23 protein-coding genes are annotated in these 23,084 nt (G+C 33.7%); 11 read left to right on the forward strand and 12 right to left on the reverse strand.

Annotated elements, in window-relative coordinates; translation table 11 throughout:
* Nucleotides 1-97: 97 nt before the first annotated feature.
* From ES676_RS00125 to ES676_RS00155, 7 genes are all read right to left on the reverse strand, one after another.
* The gene (locus ES676_RS00125; RefSeq protein ID WP_148368005.1) at nt 98-2,524 is read right to left on the reverse strand and encodes a TonB-dependent receptor domain-containing protein; all 2,427 of its coding nucleotides are present in this window, start codon (nt 2,522-2,524) and stop codon (nt 98-100) included.
* On the reverse strand, nt 2,505-3,872 hold the full coding sequence (locus tag ES676_RS00130; protein WP_148368006.1) for an HTTM domain-containing protein: 1,368 nt from the start codon (nt 3,870-3,872) through the stop codon (nt 2,505-2,507). The genes ES676_RS00125 and ES676_RS00130 overlap by 20 nt, the downstream gene beginning before the upstream one ends.
* 76 nt (nt 3,873-3,948) lie before the next feature.
* Nucleotides 3,949-5,064 carry an imelysin family protein gene (locus tag ES676_RS00135; RefSeq protein ID WP_148368007.1) on the reverse strand — a complete coding sequence of 372 codons (1,116 nt, stop codon included), beginning with the start codon at nt 5,062-5,064 and terminating at the stop codon, nt 3,949-3,951.
* Between the two features lie 150 nt (nt 5,065-5,214).
* Complete coding sequence (locus tag ES676_RS00140) at nt 5,215-6,429, reverse strand: DUF4856 domain-containing protein (RefSeq protein ID WP_148368008.1); 1,215 nt, start codon at nt 6,427-6,429, stop codon at nt 5,215-5,217.
* A 159-nt stretch (nt 6,430-6,588) separates the two neighbouring features.
* Nucleotides 6,589-7,452, reverse strand: a complete 864-nt coding sequence (locus ES676_RS00145) for a hydroxymethylglutaryl-CoA lyase (protein ID WP_148368009.1) — start codon at nt 7,450-7,452, stop codon at nt 6,589-6,591.
* A 124-nt stretch (nt 7,453-7,576) separates the two neighbouring features.
* On the reverse strand, nt 7,577-8,194 hold the full coding sequence (locus ES676_RS00150) for a LysE family translocator (RefSeq protein ID WP_148368010.1): 618 nt from the start codon (nt 8,192-8,194) through the stop codon (nt 7,577-7,579).
* Between the two features lie 38 nt (nt 8,195-8,232).
* On the reverse strand, nt 8,233-9,270 hold the full coding sequence (locus ES676_RS00155) for a quinone-dependent dihydroorotate dehydrogenase (RefSeq protein ID WP_148368011.1): 1,038 nt from the start codon (nt 9,268-9,270) through the stop codon (nt 8,233-8,235).
* 128 nt (nt 9,271-9,398) lie between these two features.
* On the opposite strand from ES676_RS00155, the gene pepT reads away from it, so the two are divergent.
* Nucleotides 9,399-10,640, forward strand: a complete 1,242-nt coding sequence (gene pepT, locus ES676_RS00160) for a peptidase T (RefSeq protein WP_148368290.1) — start codon at nt 9,399-9,401, stop codon at nt 10,638-10,640.
* Nucleotides 10,641-11,075: 435 nt separating this feature from the next.
* Nucleotides 11,076-11,285 carry a YdeI/OmpD-associated family protein gene (locus ES676_RS00165; protein WP_148368012.1) on the forward strand — a complete coding sequence of 70 codons (210 nt, stop codon included), beginning with the start codon at nt 11,076-11,078 and terminating at the stop codon, nt 11,283-11,285.
* A 139-nt stretch (nt 11,286-11,424) separates the two neighbouring features.
* Here the strand turns inward: ES676_RS00165 and yajC are convergent, their stop codons facing one another.
* The 4 genes from yajC to ES676_RS00185 all read right to left on the reverse strand — a co-directional run bounded on the left by yajC (nt 11,425) and on the right by ES676_RS00185 (nt 14,410).
* On the reverse strand, nt 11,425-11,709 hold the full coding sequence (gene yajC / locus ES676_RS00170; RefSeq protein ID WP_148368013.1) for a preprotein translocase subunit YajC: 285 nt from the start codon (nt 11,707-11,709) through the stop codon (nt 11,425-11,427).
* Nucleotides 11,709-12,206 (reverse strand): DUF1573 domain-containing protein, encoded by a 498-nt coding sequence (locus ES676_RS00175; RefSeq protein ID WP_148368014.1) that lies wholly within the window; start codon nt 12,204-12,206, stop codon nt 11,709-11,711. The genes yajC and ES676_RS00175 overlap by 1 nt, the downstream gene beginning before the upstream one ends.
* A 54-nt stretch (nt 12,207-12,260) precedes the next feature.
* Nucleotides 12,261-13,205 (reverse strand): transcription antitermination factor NusB, encoded by a 945-nt coding sequence (gene nusB / locus ES676_RS00180; RefSeq protein WP_246130261.1) that lies wholly within the window; start codon nt 13,203-13,205, stop codon nt 12,261-12,263.
* Nucleotides 13,206-13,303: 98 nt separating this feature from the next.
* Nucleotides 13,304-14,410 carry a Glu/Leu/Phe/Val family dehydrogenase gene (locus ES676_RS00185; RefSeq protein ID WP_148368016.1) on the reverse strand — a complete coding sequence of 369 codons (1,107 nt, stop codon included), beginning with the start codon at nt 14,408-14,410 and terminating at the stop codon, nt 13,304-13,306.
* A gap of 145 nt (nt 14,411-14,555) precedes the next feature.
* Between ES676_RS00185 and ES676_RS00190 the strand changes: the two genes are divergently transcribed.
* The gene (locus ES676_RS00190; RefSeq protein WP_148368017.1) at nt 14,556-16,313 is read left to right on the forward strand and encodes an ABC transporter ATP-binding protein; all 1,758 of its coding nucleotides are present in this window, start codon (nt 14,556-14,558) and stop codon (nt 16,311-16,313) included.
* Between the two features lie 76 nt (nt 16,314-16,389).
* On the forward strand, nt 16,390-16,797 hold the full coding sequence (locus ES676_RS00195; RefSeq protein ID WP_148368018.1) for a PUR family DNA/RNA-binding protein: 408 nt from the start codon (nt 16,390-16,392) through the stop codon (nt 16,795-16,797).
* Nucleotides 16,798-16,875: 78 nt separating this feature from the next.
* Here ES676_RS00195 and ES676_RS00200 read toward each other — a convergent pair whose 3' ends face one another.
* Nucleotides 16,876-17,211: a tRNA-binding protein gene (locus ES676_RS00200; RefSeq protein WP_148368019.1), complete on the reverse strand. Its 336-nt coding sequence runs from the start codon at nt 17,209-17,211 to the stop codon at nt 16,876-16,878.
* A gap of 168 nt (nt 17,212-17,379) precedes the next feature.
* On the opposite strand from ES676_RS00200, the gene ES676_RS00205 reads away from it, so the two are divergent.
* The 7 genes from ES676_RS00205 (at nt 17,380) to ES676_RS00235 (ending at nt 22,950) form a co-directional block, all read left to right on the forward strand.
* Nucleotides 17,380-17,706, forward strand: a complete 327-nt coding sequence (locus ES676_RS00205) for a DMT family transporter (RefSeq protein ID WP_148368020.1) — start codon at nt 17,380-17,382, stop codon at nt 17,704-17,706.
* A 410-nt stretch (nt 17,707-18,116) separates the two neighbouring features.
* Complete coding sequence (locus ES676_RS00210) at nt 18,117-18,911, forward strand: hypothetical protein (protein ID WP_148368021.1); 795 nt, start codon at nt 18,117-18,119, stop codon at nt 18,909-18,911.
* A gap of 106 nt (nt 18,912-19,017) precedes the next feature.
* On the forward strand, nt 19,018-20,094 hold the full coding sequence (locus tag ES676_RS00215) for a hypothetical protein (protein ID WP_170234399.1): 1,077 nt from the start codon (nt 19,018-19,020) through the stop codon (nt 20,092-20,094).
* A 56-nt stretch (nt 20,095-20,150) separates the two neighbouring features.
* Nucleotides 20,151-20,774 carry an outer membrane beta-barrel protein gene (locus ES676_RS00220; RefSeq protein WP_148368023.1) on the forward strand — a complete coding sequence of 208 codons (624 nt, stop codon included), beginning with the start codon at nt 20,151-20,153 and terminating at the stop codon, nt 20,772-20,774.
* A 109-nt stretch (nt 20,775-20,883) separates the two neighbouring features.
* Entirely contained in the window at nt 20,884-21,264 is a 381-nt protein-coding gene (locus ES676_RS00225) for a hypothetical protein (RefSeq protein ID WP_148368024.1), read from the forward strand.
* Between the two features lie 140 nt (nt 21,265-21,404).
* Nucleotides 21,405-22,217 carry a M23 family metallopeptidase gene (locus ES676_RS15155; RefSeq protein WP_148368025.1) on the forward strand — a complete coding sequence of 271 codons (813 nt, stop codon included), beginning with the start codon at nt 21,405-21,407 and terminating at the stop codon, nt 22,215-22,217.
* A 304-nt stretch (nt 22,218-22,521) separates the two neighbouring features.
* Entirely contained in the window at nt 22,522-22,950 is a 429-nt protein-coding gene (locus ES676_RS00235; RefSeq protein ID WP_148368026.1) for a hypothetical protein, read from the forward strand.
* The last annotated feature ends 134 nt before the right edge of the window (nt 22,951-23,084 follow it).

A 23,084-nucleotide genomic window follows, 5' to 3' on the forward strand; every position in this document is an offset into this window, starting at 1 on the left:
ACTGCTTACAATATCCTAAAATTAAGAATCATTATATTATTGATACCACCACTGTTCTTGTCAGCGCGTTTATAAAAGTATTTCAATAAAACACGTTCTAAAACTTAACTTGTAGCGTCGCGTAATAATTTCTTGGCGATGAAGGAATAATTCCCGGGCCTGGATAACCGGTGGCACGTCTTGTAAAATAAGCGTTATCTAAGACGTTATTAATACCTGTTTCTAATTTGAAACGCTTATAACTATACGACAAAGAGACATCTAAAATATCGTAGGTAGGGATTTCCCCAATAACGCCACTAATTCCTGCGGCCTTAGAGTTTGTTGCGTCTGTAAACTGCTCTGATAAATAAGAATATTGAACATTAGCTAAAAGATTTTTATACCCGAATTTCATTCCTGTTTTAATATTGTAATCCGGTACAAATTCGACTTTATTTCCTTTAACTCCGGAAACTTTTGAAGCAGTATACTCTGAATTTATAAAGGAGGCATTTACAAAATAATTGAAGCTAAAATTAGAGTTTAACTGTAAAATCTTTTTCAAATTAAAATCGACTAAAGATTCTAAACCAAACGTTCTCGCATCTCCTACATTACCGCGTTCACTAACCACACGGTTATCGTCTAACTTCTTTTGGATAAAACCAATCCTTCCGTTGTAAAACAAAGCAAAAGCTCCTATATCGTAAGACACAATAGTATTTAAGGCACCTCTAATTCCTAAATCGGCAGTAAAACCATCCTCGTCTGTAATATCTGGACTAATCTGAAATGCTGGGTTAGAAATATTAATATCAGAAAAAGTTACCGAGCGGTAGTTTTGAGACCAATTAGCATAGAGTTCTAATGCCGAACTTGGCTTATAGCTTAGCCCAACACCAAAGAGTATAAACGAACGCTCAAAATCTTGATTATCAGTTATCGTTTCTTCAAAAATAACATTATCTGCGCCATCTAAATTAATGTTTTTATAGACCCCATTACTTTGCGTTCGTATATATTCAAAACGGACTCCTGGCGTTATCGAAACCTTATCGTTTAAATAGAATATATTTTCTCCAAATACAGAGACGTTAAAGTTTGGTAAATCAAATTGCGATTGATTCTTATAACTTGAAAACGCGTTATTATAAAAACTAAAATCTGCACCGTAACCATCACTTCCTGCACCCTGTTGTTGTTTATTATCTGCATTATACACTTTAGCACCAATTAAGAAAGTGGCATCTTTGTCTAACACTTTATACTTACTTAACAGTCGTGTTTCAAAACCATAATTTTTAAAATCTCCTTTTATTAAATCACGTTCGTTTAAAGGATCGGCTTGATCTACGCGATTACTTCTATACCCTAAAGCATATCGCGAGGCATTCAATCCGAAAAAGTTAAACGTGAAATTGGTGTTTTCTGTAAATTGATGCGCAAATTTTAAATTATATAACAACCAATCCACCTGAAACCAGTTTCTTTCTCTGTTACTTTGATTAGGATTGGTATAAAACATAGTATCCGATAAGCCTCCCCCCTGTTGCGCTAAATACCGCATATAGGTTACTTCCCCGGTTAAAGACGTGTTCTCATTAAATTGATAGCCTAAATGCGCAAACACATTTTTAGATTCGAACTCTGAATGTGGTCTAAAACCGTCTCCTTTTTTGTAATTAAAGTAACTGTAATAACTCCACTTTTTCTTTGTGCCACTTACACTTGTAAAGTTAGTGTACAGTCCATTACTACCTACCGTATTTCTAGTAATGAGCTCGAAAGGCTTATTGGGATTTGGGGTTTTCATTTTAAAATTAATTAACCCTCCAAATTGTGTCCCGTACTGCAACGATGCCGCACCACGCACCACTTGTATTTCTTTAATTCCTTCGCTGGCTGGCGTGTAATAACTTTCTGGATATCCTAAAACGTCGGCACTAATATCGTACCCATTTTGGCGTGTGTTAAAATTGGCCGTTCTGTTAGGATCTAAACCGCGACCTCCAATATTTAACTGTAATCCAGCGTCATCGTTTTGGTAAATATTTAAGCCCACCACCTGACTAAAAATCTGTCTCGCGTTATTGCTTGCCAAATTAGCCATAGACTGTTCTACTAAAACCACTTCGGTTTTTTTACCTGCAAAAATAGAGGTGCCTTCCACGTCTTTTAATCGCGATAATTCGAACACCTTTTCTTTTCGCGCTGAGATTTCAACTTCAGAAAGTGTCACGCCCAAAGGTTTTAAACTGATGTTTATTTGCACATCATTATCTACTGAAACAAGACGCTCTTCAACTTGAAAATCGTAAGAAAAAAACACTAATTGCAATTGCGGTCTGTCGGTTTGAAACGTGTAAGACCCGTCGGCATTAGTTTCTGTTAGCTGCCCTTTTGCTTTATTATAAATCTGAACATCTGCAATACCTTCTCCCGTATCAGAATGAGTAACCGTTCCAGAAATAGTATGTTGCGCCAAAGCATAACTACTTAATAATAGGGTAATCGCTAATAATTTAAAGTCCTTTAATCTCATCGTTAAATGGTAAAATCCACGTTTTATGTTTAAATGATTCTTTTTCTTGATATAAATCGACCATTTTGTTTATAAATGGCCGACTTCTTCTTCCGTTTAAAGCCACATAGCTCTCTGCAAATACTTGTACATTTTTATGCCCTTGACTTCTAAAATGATCACCCAAATAATGCGCATACTCCAATATAAAATCGGGCTGAGCACTCATTTCTTTTTCTTGAAATGAAGAAAGGAAATCGGAGTTATTTACTATAAAAGCGTCTCCGCTTTCTCGGTCTACTATTTTAAAGGTGGTATAGCCAGATTTTTCCATAAGCATGACACGCCACGAAAACCGGTAGCCTTCTTCCGTCCAAAACAATTCGCCGGGATACAACGCATAGCGAAACGGCAAAAATAATTGAATAGCGAAAAATAAAGCCAATACAGGCAAAATAAATCGTTTAGATTTCGGGTAATTATAGTGTGCACTTACAGATACTTCTTTTGAAAACCCGAAACGTTTAAATACACGTTTTAAAAGGTCTATTATTTTAAGATGAAGTGACGCATCGAAGAAAATTAAAGTCGCCACAATCATAATAAAAGGAAACATTCCGATTGGGAATAACACGCGTGTAAATACGTGAAAAACCACGACTATTAAGAAAGCAAAACCGCGTGTTCTTTTGTACAACAACAAAAACGGAATACATAAATCGTACAACATACCGCTCCAGCTCATTGTAAAATGAAACCACTCTTGTTGCATAATATTTGTGCCTAAAAAAGGCATATCGTAATTAGACGGTAGCCATATTTTTAAAGGCATTGCTTTAAACAACCAATCGGAGTTTATTTTAGCCAAACCCGCATAAAAATAAACCATTCCCAATAACAGTTTCAAACAATCGATAGTCCATTTTGGCACCATTGTAAACGACATTTTTTTAGTGTATGCATCTAAAGAGAATGAAACATTGGCAGGCAAAAAAATCATTAAAAAGCTTAATACGCTTATAAAATAGTAGTGATTTAAATACGTGGTTTTATCCATAAACTCGATATAAGTAAAACTTAAAAAGAACACACAGATAGCAAGCCTGTATTTATAGCCTAAGGCGACAAACAACGCAGAGATTCCTGCACTAATAAAAAGAAGATAGGTGTATATACCCACTGGCTGAATCCACTCCAAACCATAATAAGAAAAGTGAAATTTTGGGGCGATGTAGAGCGTGTCTATCCACCCGTGATACCAAAACCTAACAATACTATACAACATCATAATACCAAAGAGCATTCTAAATACAGCTAAAGGTGCTGCATTAGTTTGCGATTGAAAGTATGTTTTAAGTGTTGCTGTCATTTGGCCAAATTTGTACAAAAAAAAGATCCTCCAAAAACAGTTTAGAGAATCCTTTAGTATTATGTTTTATAAAGTATTAATCGCCATCATTATCTACATACCCTTGATCTAAACTAATTTGCATCGCCTGAATCATATCAACTTTTAATAAAACAACACCTACTTGCAACGCGTCGTAAACTTGCGTCATTTTGCTACTATCGTCTTGTATTTGCTGATTAAAATTAGGGTTAAGCACTTGCATTCGCGTTCGCGCTTGGTCGTACTGCGTTACAATAGACGATGAAATATCTGTTTTGTTTAAGTAGCCCAAATACGCCTTTAAACTCGGGCCAGTAACTGTAGAATTGTAAGCCTCTCCAATAAAAAATTCTTGAACCGCATTTAACGCTTCAGCTGCTAATTCTTTAGAATATATTTTAGAGTAATACCCTTCTACCTTTTCTGGCAAAGGGCTATTTGCAAACACTCCAGCTGGAATTCCAAACTTCAGAGATCGTAAACCGCGTTCGTAATAATTAATATAGTCGTTTACCGTTTCGTTAACACCACTTGTTGCTGAGTTACCCGATCTACTTATATAATCATTTCTATAACCAGAATTCCAACTTGTTACCACTGTTTGCGTTAACGTTTTCATTTTTTCTACAACATCCGACAGATACGCAGTATAATTACTTGCATTTACACTCGTAGAATATATAGCAACAATATCAGTATCTGTTGTCGCTACTCCAAATAATAAATAATCTAAAGCAGGGAAACCAACGGCAGCATTATTACCACTATTGCCTAAATCGTAAGATCCATTTGAAATATTACTCTCGATTAGAGTTACATTACTCGGATAGATATTCATTTGCTTGAAATATGCTAACTCATCCGCTTTACCAATATTAAACATTTCGGCATATTGCCATACTTTGTAAGCCGATAACCAAGCCGTTCTTAGACTAACTAAATTAGCTTGATTAGGAGTTGTTACAAACGTGTTCTTTGCTTGTACCAGCGCCTCTAACTCTATATTAACATCCTCTAAAACTGGAATGATAAAATTATCTCCCCAATGGGTAAGCATTGCTTGTCTATCAAAATTATCAGAAGCTCCTCCATTAGTATTGCTATCGTCTGAAGTACTACACCCCACGATAACCAATGCTAATACTAGTATTGAAATACCCTTTTTAATCATCCTTTTTATATTTGTTTTTAAAAAGCTTTGCAAAGATACTAAATACCTAAGTATCTCATTTATTAAAGCTTAATAAGCTTATTCTTTTTTATTACTGAATATCGAAGACGCAGAGGCATATTAAAATCTCTGCTTTTCTAGATTGTATTCTTATAAGGCCGCTTGAACCGTAAACCCAAATCGCGTTGCTATAGTTTCAGACATCGCGTTTAAAGTTGCAGGAGTAACCTCCCAAAAACCGTTACCTTCCATTAGTTGCGCCGTAAAATCATTAACCTCTGTAGCGAACACATAAGGCGTATCTGCGTTTGGTTCTCTTGTAAATTGTAAACTATAGATAAAACCGAAGCCTTCTGATAATTGGTGGAATGTTTTTGCCATATCACCAGTAGCTAATGCATTTTTACCACCTTGTAAATAATGCACGGCGCGTACTGCAGTTACTTTAGAAATATTTTCTCTAAGGATAGTAATTTGCTCATCTCTTAAATCGTAATCGTTAGCAATAATTGCTGCTCTACCTAAAGCAAAAGCCTTAAATACTGTGTTTGCAATTCCGGCAAAATCACCATCTTCATTCACTTTTCCTAAATAATTATTTAGAAATGAATCGCCATCTAAAGTTGGAAAAGCAGGGTTCGCTTCAGCCCCATATAGGTAACCAAAAGCTTCATCCCATTTATGCTCCATAGTCGTGTACATTTTTCCACTTTCCACAACTTTGTTCGTATTATTTGCTCTGTTAGCACCTTCGTCTAAAACAGCATCACTTAAGTAATTATTTAATATTTGATCGGTCATTAACCCTCCAATTAACCCTTTAGCCACTGCTTGATTTAATTCTAATCCTTTACCATTTACATAGCGAATAGAACCACCACCTGCTTCTTGCTTAAATCCTGCTGTTCCCGATGTTGCTTCTACGCTCCAGTTAGGAAACACTATTGTTGCTTGCTCTGTAATCCAAGTATCAAATTCTGCTTTAATAGCGTTAGCACCTGTTGTATTTGCCGAGAAGTAATCTCTAGACGCCGCTACTTTACTCCGAATGCTTTTTCCTGATGCATTAAGGTCAGCCTCTGAAAAATCTGCATTACCTTCAACGTGTGCAAACATATTGTTCAATTCCGTTTCGGTAGTTGTGTTTATTTTCAAAGCGGAAACCAACTCGGTAGTCATTGCTATTCGTGTTGTTTGTCCGCCAAAACTTACCGTCGACTCACCGTTACGTGAAAATTCGTAAGACGTAGGCTGTACTACTCCTGGTTCCTGACTTACTGATAAAACGTTATCATTATCACTATTACAGGCTGTAAAGGCTAATGCTGCTGTTACTATTGTTACTCCTAAAACTACTCGTTTCATTTTTACTATTTTTATTTAGACTTGTTATAAATAATTATATTTTGAGTCCACAAAAGTAAAAGGGATAGACGTACTATGCAAGTTTATTTAGAATTATTTTAAATAGTTTTTTTAAACCTTATAGTCACAGTATTAATTTGGATAGATAGCAATAGGAAATTAATGGTGATTTTTAAAGATTTTTGTTGCTTCGTTATAAGCACTTTCAAAGGACAATGCGTTTAGTTGCGAGTCGTTTTTAGTGGTTAAATAGGAAAGTAATTTCTCGGTAGGCATATTTCCGGTAAGATCATCTTTTGCCATTGGGCACCCTCCAAAACCTTGGATAGCACCGTCATATCTGCGGCAACCTGCTTTGTATGCGGCGTCAATTTTTTCGTGCCAAGTCGTTGGTGTTGTATGTAAATGTGCCCCAAATTCTATGTCGCTATATTCAGTAATTAAGTGAGAAAACAAATAGTTAATATTCTCTGGGTTCGATGTCCCTACCGTATCACTTAACGATACGATTTTAACGCCCATTTTCGATAACCTTTCCGTCCACTCCCCTACAATATTTACATTCCAGGGGTCGCCATAAGGATTCCCGAAGCCCATTGAAATATACACCACTACTTCTTTATTGTGTTTATTAGCAATATCTAAAATCTCTTGAAGTGCCACCACCGATTGTGCAATAGTTTTGTGTGTATTTCGCATTTGGAAATTCTCTGAAATAGAAAACGGATACCCTAAATAATCAATTTCTGGATGTTTACAAGCATCTTCCGCACCGCGAACATTAGCAATAATAGCTAATAATTTACTGGTCGTTTTACTTAAATCTAATTGCGATAAAACCTCTGCTGTATCTACCATTTGTGGAATGGCTTTTGGTGATACAAAACTACCAAAGTCTATGGTATCGAAACCCACGCGCAATAACGATTGGATGTATTGAACTTTTTGCGCCGTAGGAATAAATTGCTTTATACCTTGCATAGCATCACGCGGACATTCGATAACTTTTACTGGTGTTTTCATAGGGTGTCAAAGATAAAAAAGATTAGTAGTATCTAAAACGTTTTACAATGGTATTTTTTTTAGATGGAATAGATAACCTTCAACGACCAATATAAAACAGACCCCCCAAATTTTAACTGCCTAATTATAATAAGATTAAAATAGCAATTGCGACAAACACTACAATTTGTACCCATTTTAAAACGACACCAATGTGCTGATGGGTTTTTATAGCCGAGGAAATCAAGCCTGCTAAAATAGCGATGCCCGAGAAAATAATAAAGGAGGTTAGCATAAAAAGCAGACCCAAAATGTAAAATTGAGTAACGGTACTAAGACTGTCGTCGAATAAAAAACCAGGAAAAAACGCTAAAAAGAAGATAGATACTTTGGGATTGAGAACATTCATAATAACCCCTTGTTTAAACAATTGCCCGTAGGTTTTTTTAGGAACTGCCCCCTTAGACAACGCAATTTTATCTGGAGCCGTATAGACCTTATAGGCTAAGTATAATAAGTAACCAGCGCCAAAAAGCTTAATAATAAAAAACAGATTTTCATTTGCTTTTAAAATAGCAGAGACCCCAAAAGCCACTAACGTCGTGTGCAATAGACAGCCAGAAATTAAACCACACACCGTGGCAATGCCATATTTAGTACCGTGCGTAATACTTTGTAATAATACATAGATATTGTCCGGCCCCGGAGAGAATGCCAAAGCCGACGTCGCGATTATAAATGCCAAAAGAATATCGTAGTGCACGAATGTGTTTTAAGTTCGGTTAAATGGAGCGTTACCTACTACCGTCCAGATTCTAAAATAACTTTGTTAATTTTTTTTATTAAGCTTGGTCCTTCATAAATAAAACCAGTGTAGACTTGTACCAAGTCGGCACCAGCATCAATTTTTTCTAAAGCATCGTCTGCCGAGTGGATGCCGCCAACCCCAATTATAGTAAACGCCTTATTACTTTTATCGGCTAAGTATTTAATAATCTGTGTCGATTTCTCTTTAATTGGTTGTCCGCTTAAACCTCCATTTCCAATCGCTTCTAATTCAGCCTCCGGTGTTTGTAAACCAGAACGATCTACCGACGTATTACTGGCAATAACACCATCTAATTTGGTGGTAATTACCAAATCTATAATTTCATCTAGTTGCACCGTATTTAAATCTGGTGCTATTTTTAGCACTATAGGTTTCTGCACAGCGAAGGTATTATTAACGTGTTGTACAGCACCAATTAATTCTTCCAAATAATCGCGATCGTTAAGCTTGGCGTGACTTCCTACATTAGGGCAACTCACATTCAATACAAAATAATCTACATAGGGGTGCAACGCAGTAAAACACGTAACGTAATCTTGTGTATAATGTTCTGGTGCAGTATCTGTATTCTTACCAATATTCCCCCCAATTATTAGTTTCCCTTTATTTTTCTTGAGCTGAGAAATGGCCGATTCTAATCCGTCGTTATTAAAACCCATTCGGTTAATAATTCCTTTATCGGCTTGCAGCCTGAAGAGTCTTTTTGTCGGATTCCCAACTTGTGCTTTTGGTGTTACCGTACCTATTTCTATAAAGCCAAAACCGAAATTGGCAAGCTCATTATACAACACTGCATTTTTATCGAATCCTGCGGCTAATCCTACCGGATTTTTAAAGGTTAATCCTAAAACATTACGTTCTAGTTTCTTGTCTTCAATCGTATATAAACTTCTAAATAATGCTGGAAAACCAGGGATTTTAGAGCTTATTTTTATTAAAGAAAAAGTGACATGATGAATTTTCTCAGGATCGAAAAGGAAAAATAATGGGCGCAGTAAAACTTTATACATTGGTGGGTGTTTGGACAAAAATAAGCCTAAAAAAAAAGATGAACAATTCAAAAGTCAAAAAAATTAATAATCGTACTTTAGCAAATCATATTGAGCACAAATTATACACCTTAAAATTGTCATTAAAAATGATTTCTAAAGAAGATATTATTAAACGCTTTGTAAGTTACGTCACTGTAGATACAGAGTCTGATCCAGAAAGTAAGACGACACCAAGTACTGAAAAACAATGGAATTTAGCCAATGCCTTAGTCATTGAGCTGAAGGCTATTGGTATGCACGAGGTAACCATAGACGATAACGCCTATATTATGGCGACTTTACCAAGTAATGTCGACCACGAGGTGCCAACTATTGGTTTTATCTCTCACTTCGATACCTCTCCAGATTTTACGGGTGCCAATATAAATCCTCAAATCATTGACAAATACGATGGTAAAGACATCGTTTTAAATGCCGCTGAAGACATTATTTTATCTCCAGATTATTTTGAAGATTTATTGCAATATAAAGGTCAAACATTAATTACAACAGATGGAACGACACTTTTAGGTGCCGATGATAAAGCTGGAATTACTGAAATTATTTCGGCCATGGAGTATTTAATTCAACATCCAGAAATTAAGCACGGAACCATTAAAGTTGGGTTTACACCAGATGAAGAAATTGGTCGTGGTGCTCATAAATTTGACGTTAAAAAATTTGGTGCTGATTGGGCCTATACAATGGATGGTAGCCAAATTGGAGAATTAGAATACGAAAACTTTAACGCTGCGGGTGCAAAAGTACGTTTTAAAGGGAAAATTGTACACCCAGGTTATGCGAAAGGAAAATTAATAAACTCTATGTACATCGCGACAGAGTTTATTAACTCACTACCGCGTTTAGAAACTCCAGAACACACAGAAGGTTACGAAGGTTTTTTCCACCTTTATTCTATAAATGGAGAAGTGGAAGACACGGTTTTACAATATATTATCCGTGATCACGATAAAGAGCATTTTGAGGCTAGAAAAGAAGTAATGGCGAAGTTAACGGCAGAAATTAACTCGCAGTACGGACGTGAGGTCGTAACTATTGAAATTGAAGACCAATACTTCAATATGAAAGAAAAAATAGAGCCGGTAATGCATATTGTAGATCTTGCTGAAGAAGCAATGAAACAATTAGGTATTAAACCGCTTATTAAAGCTATTCGTGGTGGTACAGATGGGTCGCAGTTAAGTTATATGGGATTACCTTGTCCGAATATTTTTGCTGGAGGTCATAATTTTCACGGACGTTACGAATACGTGCCTGTAGAAAGTATGATTAGAGCTACGGAAGTGATCTGTAAAATTGCAGAACTTACGGCTCAAAAAAGTAAATAAACATTTACTGTAGTGCAGTAAAATGAGATCATAAAAAAAGCCACTCTACCTTTTTAGAGTGGCTTTTGTATTTAGCCTAATTCCTTGCGTAATTTTACTCAGCACCTAAAAACTATAGGTTAAAACACCAGCGACATTTCTTGATGTATTTCGCCGCTATACGTTTTTTTGATTAGACCTTACTATTTTCATTCGCTGCGGTTTCTTTTTGTGTGGTTTTAATGAAGGTATTTGCAAAGGCTACTGTTTCGATATTTTGGTTACAAATTGCATTTTGAATCTTAGATTGAGAATAACTGAATTAAAAGACAAAAAGCGCTATGAATAATAGTGGATTAGTCCCCACTACATAACACTTATCAAAAAGTAAAATCAGATAAAGCGTCTCTAAAAATAGATCCCACTGTGAAGAAAGGCGCTCTAAATTGAGAGCTATTGAAAATAATAAACTCCAAAAAAGATTGGCAGCCGCAACGCTGTACAAAATCCGTAACTATTCCTAAAGCATTACAAACTGCTTTGAACGAAAAAAAATCCTTTTTAATAACCTTTAAAGAAGTATCTCTAAGAAAACACCCTAGGATAGGCGTGCATATTGAAACCGTTAAACGCGAGGCTACAAAACAGTCACGCTTGGAAAAATAACAGTACTTATACTTAAAGACGCAGAATTATATGATAAATATAAAACTGTTACGGGTTAAAATTATTTAAAATATAAACAAAAAAAAAGCTCCAAGTCGATACTTGAAGCTTTTTATATAGTCTGAGCGTTCTGCTCTATTTACTTTTCGGGAGCGTTAACTACCTTACTCAATTCCATAGAAATTGAAGAACGATCGAATTTTAATTTTCCTGACATCGTTTCAATAATACAGCTACGATCTTTATCGTTAAGCTCTAATATTTTTCCGTGTAGTCCACTTTTGGTAACTATTTTGTCACCTTTTTTCAATTCAGCAGCGAACTTTTTTTCTTGTTTAGAACGTTTCATCTGCGGTGCAATCATAAAGAAATACACAACAGCGAACATTGCTAAAATTGGTAAAAAACTTGTAATATCTCCCATTACTTAGCTACGGGTACAATTGCTGCAGAACCTGCTCTTTTTGGAGCGTTAGGATCTGGTTTAACAAATGCAGATATTTTAACTACTTCTCTACCTTTTTCTGTGTTTGCTGTTACTGTTACAGCTTTAGACACTTTGTTTGTTCCTTTACCGTTAAATTTAACTGTGAAGCTTCCTGTTGCTCCTGGAGCTAATGGTGCTTTACTCCAATCTTTTGGCACAGTACATCCACAGGTACTTTTAATATCTGTAATTACTAAAGGAGCAACTCCTGTATTTGTGTAATTAAAAACTGTTTCTACGTTAGTACCAGAAACAATTTCTCCAAAATCGTGCTCGCTCTTATCAAAGGATAAAACAGGAAATTTAGAAGATTCTGCATCTCTCTCTGCAGCTGCAGCTACGTTATTATCATCAATTTTTTTTGTTGCATCTTCTTTACAAGATGTAAATGCTATTAAGCACATTGCACTAAATGCTAATACTACTTTTTTCATAACTAATTTATTATTTTTAATTTAAAGATTTGTAAAAGTAACAATTATTTTAGACTACATCAACCCTCTTCCTATTTTATTTAATTTTCCTTCACTTTCGTATTCTTTAACGAGCTTGTCTAAAATTCCGTTTATAAAAATGCGACTTTTTGGTGTCGAGTATTCTTTAGAAATTTCTAAGTATTCGTTAATAGTTACTTTAGTAGGAATAGAGGGGAAATTTTGAATCTCGCAAACGCCCATTTTCAGTAATAATAAATCTATTTGTGCAATACGCTCAGAATCCCAATTGGTAGTTTTATTGTTAATTTCTGTGGTTAAGGCACTCTGATTTAGTAGAGTTTTGGTGATTAACTTAATTGCAAATTCTTTATCCTCTATATCTTTATATAATTTAGGGATAAAATGAAAAGGGCTAGAGTCTGGTTTTACTTTGCGTAATAATTTTAAAACCGTTGTATTTACCGTTGGCAAGTCGTCTAACCACGTTAATTTTTTGTCTTCTAGGTAATCGTAAAGTTTATCGTTTGGTGCTATAATATCTTTAAAGACATCTTCTATAAAGGCTTTGTCTTCTTTAAAAGAAGATGTACGCGTTTCTGTATAGTCTTTGTATAAATCGCTCTTTAATATCGCTTTAAAAATTAAATCGACATATTCCCCGTCAAGTTCCCAGTTAGAAATATTAAATTCTTCAAACTTTGCTTGTAATTGCTCATTTTCGACAAGCATTTTAAGCACTTCGTTATTAACAAACTTTCTATTCGGATTTTTTTCTTCTTTGGTTGCTAAGTGTTTGTTTTGAGATTTTATAAGATAATCTTCTGCTTTTTTCTGCACCTCTATTAATAAAGAGATATTTAATAAATACAGGTTATACATATTATCGATACTGGTCAATAAAAACCTTTTGTCTTTTCCAAAATCGTCACTTTCTGTACCATTAAATGCATATAAACCTTGCATTACTTTTACTCTTATGTGTCTTCTACTTAGCATAATTACAAAGAACTTTATCTTATTATTTTGAACGGGATTAAAAAAAGGCGAAAAGTTAATTTAACTTTCGCCTTGCAAAAATAGTGTTTTTATGAATATTACTTATTCATATTTTCTTTTTTTCTAGCATCAATTCTACCTTGAGCTATATTTAATGCTGCTTGATAAGTCGTAATATCGTGAGATTCAGCATTCGATAAAATTTCTAAAGTGGTATTGTAAATATTTTCCGTTTTACGCATTATTTCGGCTTTACCATAATTTTCTAATTCTGCGTAAACGTTGATAATACCACCTGCATTAATTAAAAAATCTGGAGCGTAAACAATACCTCTATCTTTTAATGCTTGTCCGTGGATAACTTCATTTGCCAACTGGTTGTTTGCAGCACCTGCAATAACTTTAGCTCTTATTTTCTTTACAGTATCATCGTTTAAAGTTGCGCCTAAAGCACACGGAGCATAGATATCTACATCTTCGCTATACAAATCTGATCCTCTATAAATAGTAGCACCATATTTTTTACTTACCGCTTCTAAACGTTCTTCGTTAATATCTGAAATAATAACTTTAGCGCCTTCGTTAGATAAATACTCTACTAAGGTTTCACCAACGTGACCAATACCTTGAACAAGTACTTTTTTATCTTCTAAAACGTCTGAACCAAATTTATATTTAGCCGCCGCTTTCATTCCCATAAAAACACCGTAAGCTGTAATTGGAGAAGGGTTTCCTGCTCCGCCTCTTTCTTCAGATATTCCGGTTACATAAGGTGTAACGTCGCGTACAATATCCATATCCGCCGTTTCCATTCCTACGTCTTCCGCAGTTATATATTTTCCGCTTAATGAGTGCACATAAGCGCCAAAACTTCTCATTAATTCTGGAGTTTTTTGTGTTTTAGCATCACCAATAATTACGGCTTTACCACCACCAAGGTTTAATCCTGTAATGGCCGATTTAAAACTCATACCACGAGACAGACGTAAAACATCGTTTAATGCTTCCCATTCGTTAGCATAATTCCACATTCTGGTTCCTCCTAAAGCAGGACCTAATACTGTATTGTGAATACCTATTATTGCTTTTAAACCCGTATCTTTGTCGTTGCAAAAAACAATTTGCTCGTGATTATCGAAAGATAATTGGCCAAAAACTGGGTCTATTTTGTGTAGTTCGTTCGTGTTTACAACTTCAGCTGTCATTATAATTGTAATTTAAGTTAATAAAGGTGCTATTATTAATTGTGTGAAATAAACGTGCAAAAATAGTTTAATATTAATGGTATAACAAAAATTAGACCTTAAAAAAAGAATTATTTAAAAATACATTAACCTTTTGGTTTATCAAATGAAAGAATTACAACACCTTAACAAGTACTTTTTAAAATATAAATACCAAATCATTATAGGTATTATCATTACTATTGTGTCTAAAATATTTATTGTTTTTGTACCGCAATTAATTGGGTCGACAATAGATATTGTAAATGAGCAAACGCAAAATCCAGAGGCCGATTTAACCGTCTTTAAAAAAGAACTCCTTCACAATATTTTATTAATAGTTGGTACTGCTGTTGTTGCGGGTATTTTAACCTTTTTAATGCGCCAAACCATTATTAATGTGTCCCGATTTATTGAATTCGATTTAAAAAATGAAGTGTACCAACAGTATCAAAAATTATCACTTAATTTTTACAAAAAGAATAAAACCGGTGATTTAATGAACCGCATTAGTGAAGATGTTGGCCGAGTACGTATGTACGCCGGTCCCGCTATAATGTATAGTATAAATACCATCACCCTATTTTTGGTAGCTATCTTTTTCATGTACCAGCAAGCGCCTTTATTAACCGTTTATACCATTATGCCTTTACCTGTTTTATCGGTGCTAATTTATTTGATTAGTAAAGAAATTAATAAGCGAAGTACCGTGGTGCAACAATATTTGTCAAAATTATCGGCGTTTACTCAGGAATCATTTAGCGGTATTTCTGTAATAAAAGCGTACGGATTAGAATCTGAAACCTTTAAAAATTTTAACGAACTGTCTATCGCTAGTAAAGAAAAGCATTTAAGTTTGGTGCGTATTCAAGCCTTTTTCTTCCCAATAATGGTACTGCTCATTGGTATTAGTAACCTAATCGTTATTTATATTGGTGGGAAACAATATATCGATGGCCTAATTAGTTTAGGAACCGTTTCAGAATTTATTATTTATGTTAATATGTTAACGTGGCCAGTGGCAACGGTTGGTTGGGTAACTTCAATCGTGCAAGAAGCCGAAGCCTCGCAAAAACGTATTAACGAGTTTTTAAAACTAGAACCGGAGATTAGAAATAATGCGACGTTGCCTTCGGATATAAAAGGAACAATTGAATTTAAGAATGTTCATTTTACTTACGACGATACGAATATTAAAGCCTTACAAGGTTTAAGCTTTAAAATAAACACTGGAGAAACCCTAGCTATTATAGGTAATACCGGGTCTGGAAAATCAACTATTTTAGACTTAATTAGTCGTCTCTACGATGCTGATTCCGGTGAAATACTTATAGATGGTAAAGAAGTGTCTTCACTTAATTTAAACAGTTTACGAAACGCTATTGGTTACGTACCACAGGAAGCCTTTTTATTTAGCGACACTATAAATAACAACATTAAGTTTGGTAAAGAAGATGCCACAAACGATGAAGTTATTGAAGCCGCTAAAAACGCTCAAGTACATAAAAACATTAACGAGTTCACCAATAAATACGATACGGTTTTAGGAGAACGTGGGGTAACGTTGTCTGGCGGACAAAAACAAAGGGTGGCTATTGCGAGAGCCATTATTAAAGATCCTAAAATACTGTTGTTTGACGATTGTCTGTCGGCGGTAGATACAGAAACCGAAGAAAAAATATTAAATAATTTGAAGACTCTGTCCAAAGGAAAAACAACAATTATTGTAAGTCACCGTATTTCTTCCGCTAAAAATGCCAACCATATAATTGTGTTAGATAACGGTAAAGTGGAACAAAAAGGGACGCATAATGAACTGATTGCCACCGACGGTTACTACAAATCGCTGTACTTAAAACAACTTAACCAAAAAGAAATGCAGTAATTAGTTGTGTGATTTCATTTTTTTTTAGATTTTTGAAAGATAAGAACGTAAAACAATAACTTAAATAATATAAAGGATGCATAATAACGAAATGATGGAGAAGGAAGAGATTTATTCGAAAGTTTTAAGAGCAGGGAGGAGAACGTATTTCTTTGATGTAAGATCTACAAAGGCAGGAGATTATTATTTAACAATTACCGAAAGCAAAAAATTTACTAACGACGATGGTTCCTTTCATTATAAAAAGCATAAAATATATTTATATAAAGAAGATTTTACAGAGTTTAATTCGATTTTAAAAGAGATGACCGATTACGTCATTACTGAAAAAGGAGATGAAGTTATTAGCGAACGCCATCAAAAAGATTTCAAAAAAGAATACGACGCACCTAAAGCAGAAGAAAAAACAACTGAAGACGTAGAAGATGAATCTACAGCTACAATTGAAAGTCGTTTTACAGATATCGATTTCGACGATATTTAATTGCGAAGACCTATTACAACAGAAAAAACCGTTACTCTTTTTAAGACTAACGGTTTTTTTTGGTTTTACTAGTAACGTCTAACTCACTATACTTCCATTTGGCACCTTACTTTCAGGGTGTAGTAATAGCACTTCTTTTGCGTTTACAGCGCCAATAACCAGGCATTCGCTCATAAACTTCCCTATTTGCTTACGTTTAAAATTAACTACCGCAACAATTTGTCGGTGTTGTAATTCATGCTTAGAATATAACACGGTTATCTGCGCCGATGTTTTTTTAATTCCCAAAACACCAAAATCTATGGTGAGTTTGTAGGCCGGTTGTCGCGCTTCGGGGAAGTCTTCGACAGCAATAATAGTGCCTACACGTAAATCTATAGTTGTAAACTCTTCGAATGTAATGGTCGTACTCATACCGTAAATATATTATTATTTTTAAAAGGATTGCACATTTGCAAACCCTAAAAGCAACCTAACCTTTAGGCACGGCAACGCTTTTAAAATTGTAGCTACGTAATTCTAAATTAAATAGTATTTTTACCGCATTAACTCTATTTAAGCGCTCTCTTAATTTTATTACTAATGAACTGGATTTTACTTATTATTGCTGGCCTATTCGAAGTTGCTTTTGCGACCTGCTTAGGCAAAGCAAAAACAGCAACAGGAAACGCAGCCCTATTCTGGTACACAGGCTTTTTAGTGTGTTTAATTATAAGTATGTCGTTATTGGTAAAAGTAACCCGAGAGCTCCCTATTGGGACGGCTTATGCGGTTTGGACTGGTATTGGCGCCGTGGGCACAGTACTTATTGGTATTTTTGTTTTTAATGAAGCCGCACACTTTTGGCGCTTACTCTTTTTAACCACGCTTATTGCATCTCTAGTTGGTTTAAAATTTGTCTCGCAATAAAACGCATGCTAACATATTTAAAATAAAACTGATCTTTTTTCATTTTTTCTACATGTTTTAGGTCTTTTATGTACATCCTTATGTTGTATAGTAGTCATAAATTTCAGTATTTACGATTTTTTACAATAAATTTAAAAAAATTATTTTTACATTGCGTTGGCTTTGAATTAAACATATGTCACACTCTTAATTATGGTTTTGGTATTTGATTAAAAAGTTTATTATTATCACATAGCTAAGTTCCCACCAATATTAAATTTAGGAAACTTAATTTTAAATAATAGAACAGCCATAATAACTCTTATAATAATTTAAAATGTACTGATGAAACACTAACCAAATATAATTAGGAGAAAAAAACGACCTGAACACTCCTTAAAAAGAAGTAAGGCAAAACTAAAACTTATAATATGAAAAAATTAATTTATGGTGCAATGGCACTTGCAATGGGAATGTTTATTTATTCTTGTGAAAAAGGGGATGATAACAACATTAGCAGTGGTGAAAAAAAAATAACATCTAATATAGTCGAAGAGTTAAATAGTATTTTTGGTAATATTGAGAGTGATAATGCATCTTTTAAGCTTAATGTTCAATTAGCTAATGAAAGCAACCCTTTTGATTCTGTTGGAGTTAAACATAATGAAGTACTTAGTTACCTCAATTCTCTTGAGCTGACCGAATCTACCATATGCAATTCTCTAACAGAAGCAAGCAGAGAGTTTGATACTAGAATAACATTAAATTGTCAAGAAATATTGAATGTAATTAATAATGGTACATCTAAAACATTTGATGATTTAGGTAATTATAAAGCAGATTTACTAGACGAATTGTTGAGTACTGATAAAATAAGTGAAAATGAATATTCAATAGTTAATACAACCATAGAAAATGTATATAATAATAATGATTTGAATCAGAGAATTCAATTACTAAAAGCTTCTGAGGAATACACCAAAAATTCACAAGTTTTAACTAATACTGAAAAAGGAAGGATTCAAAGAACCTTTGCAATATACCGTTATAGCACTTATTACTGGGAGGTTGAGACTAATAAATTAGCAGGTCCAGGCGCTGATTTAGCAGATGCAAGTGCAGAACATTGGCTATTAAATTCGCCTATCTCTCCTGCTCAGGATGGAGCAGATGTCTCTGTACTCTCAGGTCTAATATCTTTAATGTATTTCGTACTAGGATACTAAAATTGATTCTTAACATTACATTAAAAAAGTATAACCACGACGTCGTGGTTATACTTTTTACTTAATTAATTATTTTCCTATTTGTTAATACCTAAAAATGAAAACAATGCTAAAACACCTCCTTTTTTCACTCTTATTTATTTCAATGTCCTACAGTCAGACAGAAAACACTGTAGCCCCCAAAAACGAAAAGGGCAAAATAATCTTGTTTGGTGAGGCCCATTTTGTTAAAGAAAAATACGACGAAATGAAAGCGTTTATTTTCGAAAAGTTAGAAAACGTGGCATCAAAAGAAAAGGTTACTATCTTTTTCGAACTCCCCTCTAGTTTAAATTATGCCATAAGTAGAATTAAAGAAGACCAGGACACCACACTATTTAAGGAGTGGTTTAACCATGTTTACAAAGCAAAAGAAATGAAACCCTCCTTTTTCTGGACCGATTATAGAGCGTTTATTTTATCGTTACTGGAATACGCAGAAAAAAAGGACATCCAATTAGAACTAAAATGTATAGATGTAGAATTAGAGTTTAGAAGAACCGCTTTTATTTTATCATCTTTTAAAACGAAGTTAAACAGCAAAATGGATAGCTTAATACAGAAAGAGCATATTCCAAAGAGTTCGGAAATTAGAACCACGCTCTTAAACTATGTTAATGAGTTAGCATTAATTTCAACCGATCCTCACGAATTAGAAGTTTTAAAAACTTTACAGGTTTCTCTTTTAATTGACTGTACTATTTGTAGAAAACGCGACCGTTTTTTGTATGACCGCTTTAAAAAGTATTATGATCCAACCGATGCTATGGTATTTGGCACTTTTGGCTTAGCGCACGTAATAAACAAACCAGACTTTTCTAAACTTAGTGAATTTTTTAAAATAGACCACAAGGTAGATACCACGAACCATAAATCGATGTCTAAATTCATGACCACAGATTTTAATGATAAAATATTTAGAGTGGGTATAATTGCATTACAACACAACTTGCGTTTGTCCGATTATCAAAAACCTGTAGATTATAGCTACATAATGAATACGGAAGAGCGTAATTACATTAAAACATTATTTAAAGATAAGGAAGTGGTGAGATTATATCCTTACGAACACAAAGTGTTAAGCAATTTAGCATCGAACCTTGATTATTTAATTGTTTACAAGAATTCTAACTATAGGTATTAGAACTTTTCTTTAATAAAAAAACACGAATATATATTAACATAAATAGAACAAAACCAATGAAAACTTCAACCTTACTTTTAACACTAGGATTCATCCTTAATATTGTAGTTCTTCAAGCACAAGAAACGAACCCAGCGAAATTTAATATCGTTGCTTATGGCGGTATCGGTTACACAAAAGTTATAAATGATGATGCGCCAAACTACGATTTAAATGTAAATACAGGCGATTTATTACTTAGTTACAATGCTTGGAATACCATTGGTATAGCAACGGGTTTAGGGTATTCAGAATTAAGTGGTAACGGGTTTAACACCAATGGTAATTTTTATCAAGAGCGTACGGTTATTAAAATACCGCTGTTATTGACTTTAAATAAAGACATTACTGAACATTTAATTATGACAGGAAATTTTGGTTTTTATGGACAAACCATAGTTGAAGATGAATTTCAGTATATAGATAGTATTGAAAAAGACGTTTATGAAGGATTTAATTTCGGAATGCAATTAGGTTTAGGAATAGGCTATAGATTTGACGAGCGCCTTGGTTTTGGAATTAATTTTAATTCACAATCTGATTTTAGTAGTTTTGAAACCAGCAATAACGCAACCTTTAAAAACGAACAAAAGCATAAGAACTTAACCTCTATGGGGATATTTGCAACACTTAAATTGTAACGTTTTCTGATAAAAATGAGGTTAATGCCTAAAAGACATCAATCGATTATAGAAAAATTTGGTGATTATATCTAAATTTAAGATCTTAATACTCCTATTATATCATAAAATGAAAAAACTCTTACTCCTACTAACATTTTTTATTCTGATTTCTGCCACTGCCAAAAAAAATAGTGACTTAGAATTAATCTGCTTTGGCAAGTGGTCTATGGAATATGTGGAATCTTCCGAGCAACAAATTCCAATCCCTGGAGATGTTGATGAGAATTGGATGATATTTCATAAAAACGGAAAACACGAAGTAATGTCTCTAGGAGAGATTCATTTCGGAAAATGGGTCTATACTAAAGACGACAGAACAATTAGGTTGTCTGAAGAAGAAAACTATATCAATCAAAAAATAGAACTAATAAACAATCAGAAACTCATTCTATCCTTTACGGCAGATGGTGATTTTTTAAAACTGGGATTAAAAAAATTACACCAATAAAAACAGAAAAATTAACTACTATAAATACAAATTACGCCTATAATTTACCGGTATACTCATTAATAAATCACCCACACGATAAGCGAAATGCTTAAATGCAATGAAATAAGCCCTCTAATCTACCCCAAAAACGAAACGCAATGAAATTTTACACATTACTTATTCTAATCTTTATCACAACTATCTGTAGCGCAGAGCCCGCAGTAAAAATATACTATGAACAAATTGAAAATGGCTATATTATTTATGCAGATAACCAAGAGCTCTGCCCAATGAGTATAAAAATCGATTTCACTACTAAGAATCTCAATATAGATGGTGGTAACAATAATATTTATATTATCGATCCGATAAAAAAAAGACAGTTATTAACAAAGTTAACGGTCTCTAAAAAGGGAAAAGCTTACAAATTCTCTTATAAATACTGGTCAAATTACGGAAATCATAATAGTGATAACTATAATACCGATTTTGCATACAGCCTCCCTTTTCCAAGTTCCAATACCTTTAAAGTGTACCAAGGTTATAATGGTGATTTCTCTCATCAAAAAGAAAATGCGCTTGACTTTACAATGCCAATAGGAACGAAAATAACAGCGATAAGAGAAGGCGTTGTAATTAATGTTGTTGAAAGTAACAGCAAAAACTGTGGAAAAGAAGAATGTAAAAAGTATAATAATTTTATTATAATCTATCACCCAGATGGGACCTTTGCAGAATATACTCATCTAAAACGAAGTGGCTCCATCGTAAAAATTGGAGATAAAGTAAAACAAGGAGAGTTAATTGGATATAGCGGAAATGTTGGCTGGAGTACTGGCCCGCATTTACATTTAGTTGTTTATCTTCAAAAATTAATGAAAAGAGAAACTATAAAAACTAAATTTAAAACTGGTAATGGTGAAAAATTAGAATACCTCACAGAAAAGGAAGAATATTTTCGCAATTATTAGAAATTAACTTCTAACTTATTTAATAATAAAATCTGTAATACTCTTAAAAAATCATTATTGTCCAACAAAAGAATTAAGACCGTTTCACTTTCAATTTAAAGAGTTAAAACATAACAGTAATTTATTAAAAATCAGGAGTTAATATAATCACAATGTATTTAATTCATATAAAGCCTAAAAGTAAGCTGCAAATATTGAAACCTTAAAAAAACGTATAGAATAAGGACTTCTATTTTTACATTTCTTTTTTATCGTACAATGAATAATAATACCTAAAATCCTAAGACTCCTATTATATCATAAAATGAAAAAAACTAAACAACTGTTATTCGCAATAACCGCTTTAATAACCTTAAACTTATTTTCTCAAGACATTTCAATACATAACAATATTGCCTTGGTTAATGGTAAAGAGTACGTTTCTATAAATAAGAAAAAAAGCGATGAATATAGTATTAGTAGCTTAAAAACTAACGAAAAAAATATTGTAGTTAAAACCAACAAAAGATTTAATACTTATAAAAATGAATATGTACTGTTGCCAACAGTCACGTTTGTAGATTTAAATAAAACTTGGGATTTTGAGACTGAAAGTATAACGAATGAAAAAGATGTGATTAGGTTTATTTATAACCTTAAAATAGTTTCCTTAAGTGGTGAAGTAAATAAAGAAATGGCTTTAGAATACTATGACTATTTTGAAAAACAATCTAAAACTCAATCGCAAAATTAAGAACAGAATGCTAAATATCAGCTCTATTACTATAGCCTATAATGGTAATATATTCTGCTTTATTCCAAAGACTAGCAATGCACTTTTTAGTAGATTAAGAGATGGTAATTAAAATTTTCAAACAAAAAAGAATA

The sequence above is a fragment of the Bizionia saleffrena genome (genome assembly GCF_008086175.1).
In the GTDB taxonomy this organism is placed as follows: domain Bacteria; phylum Bacteroidota; class Bacteroidia; order Flavobacteriales; family Flavobacteriaceae; genus Bizionia; species Bizionia saleffrena.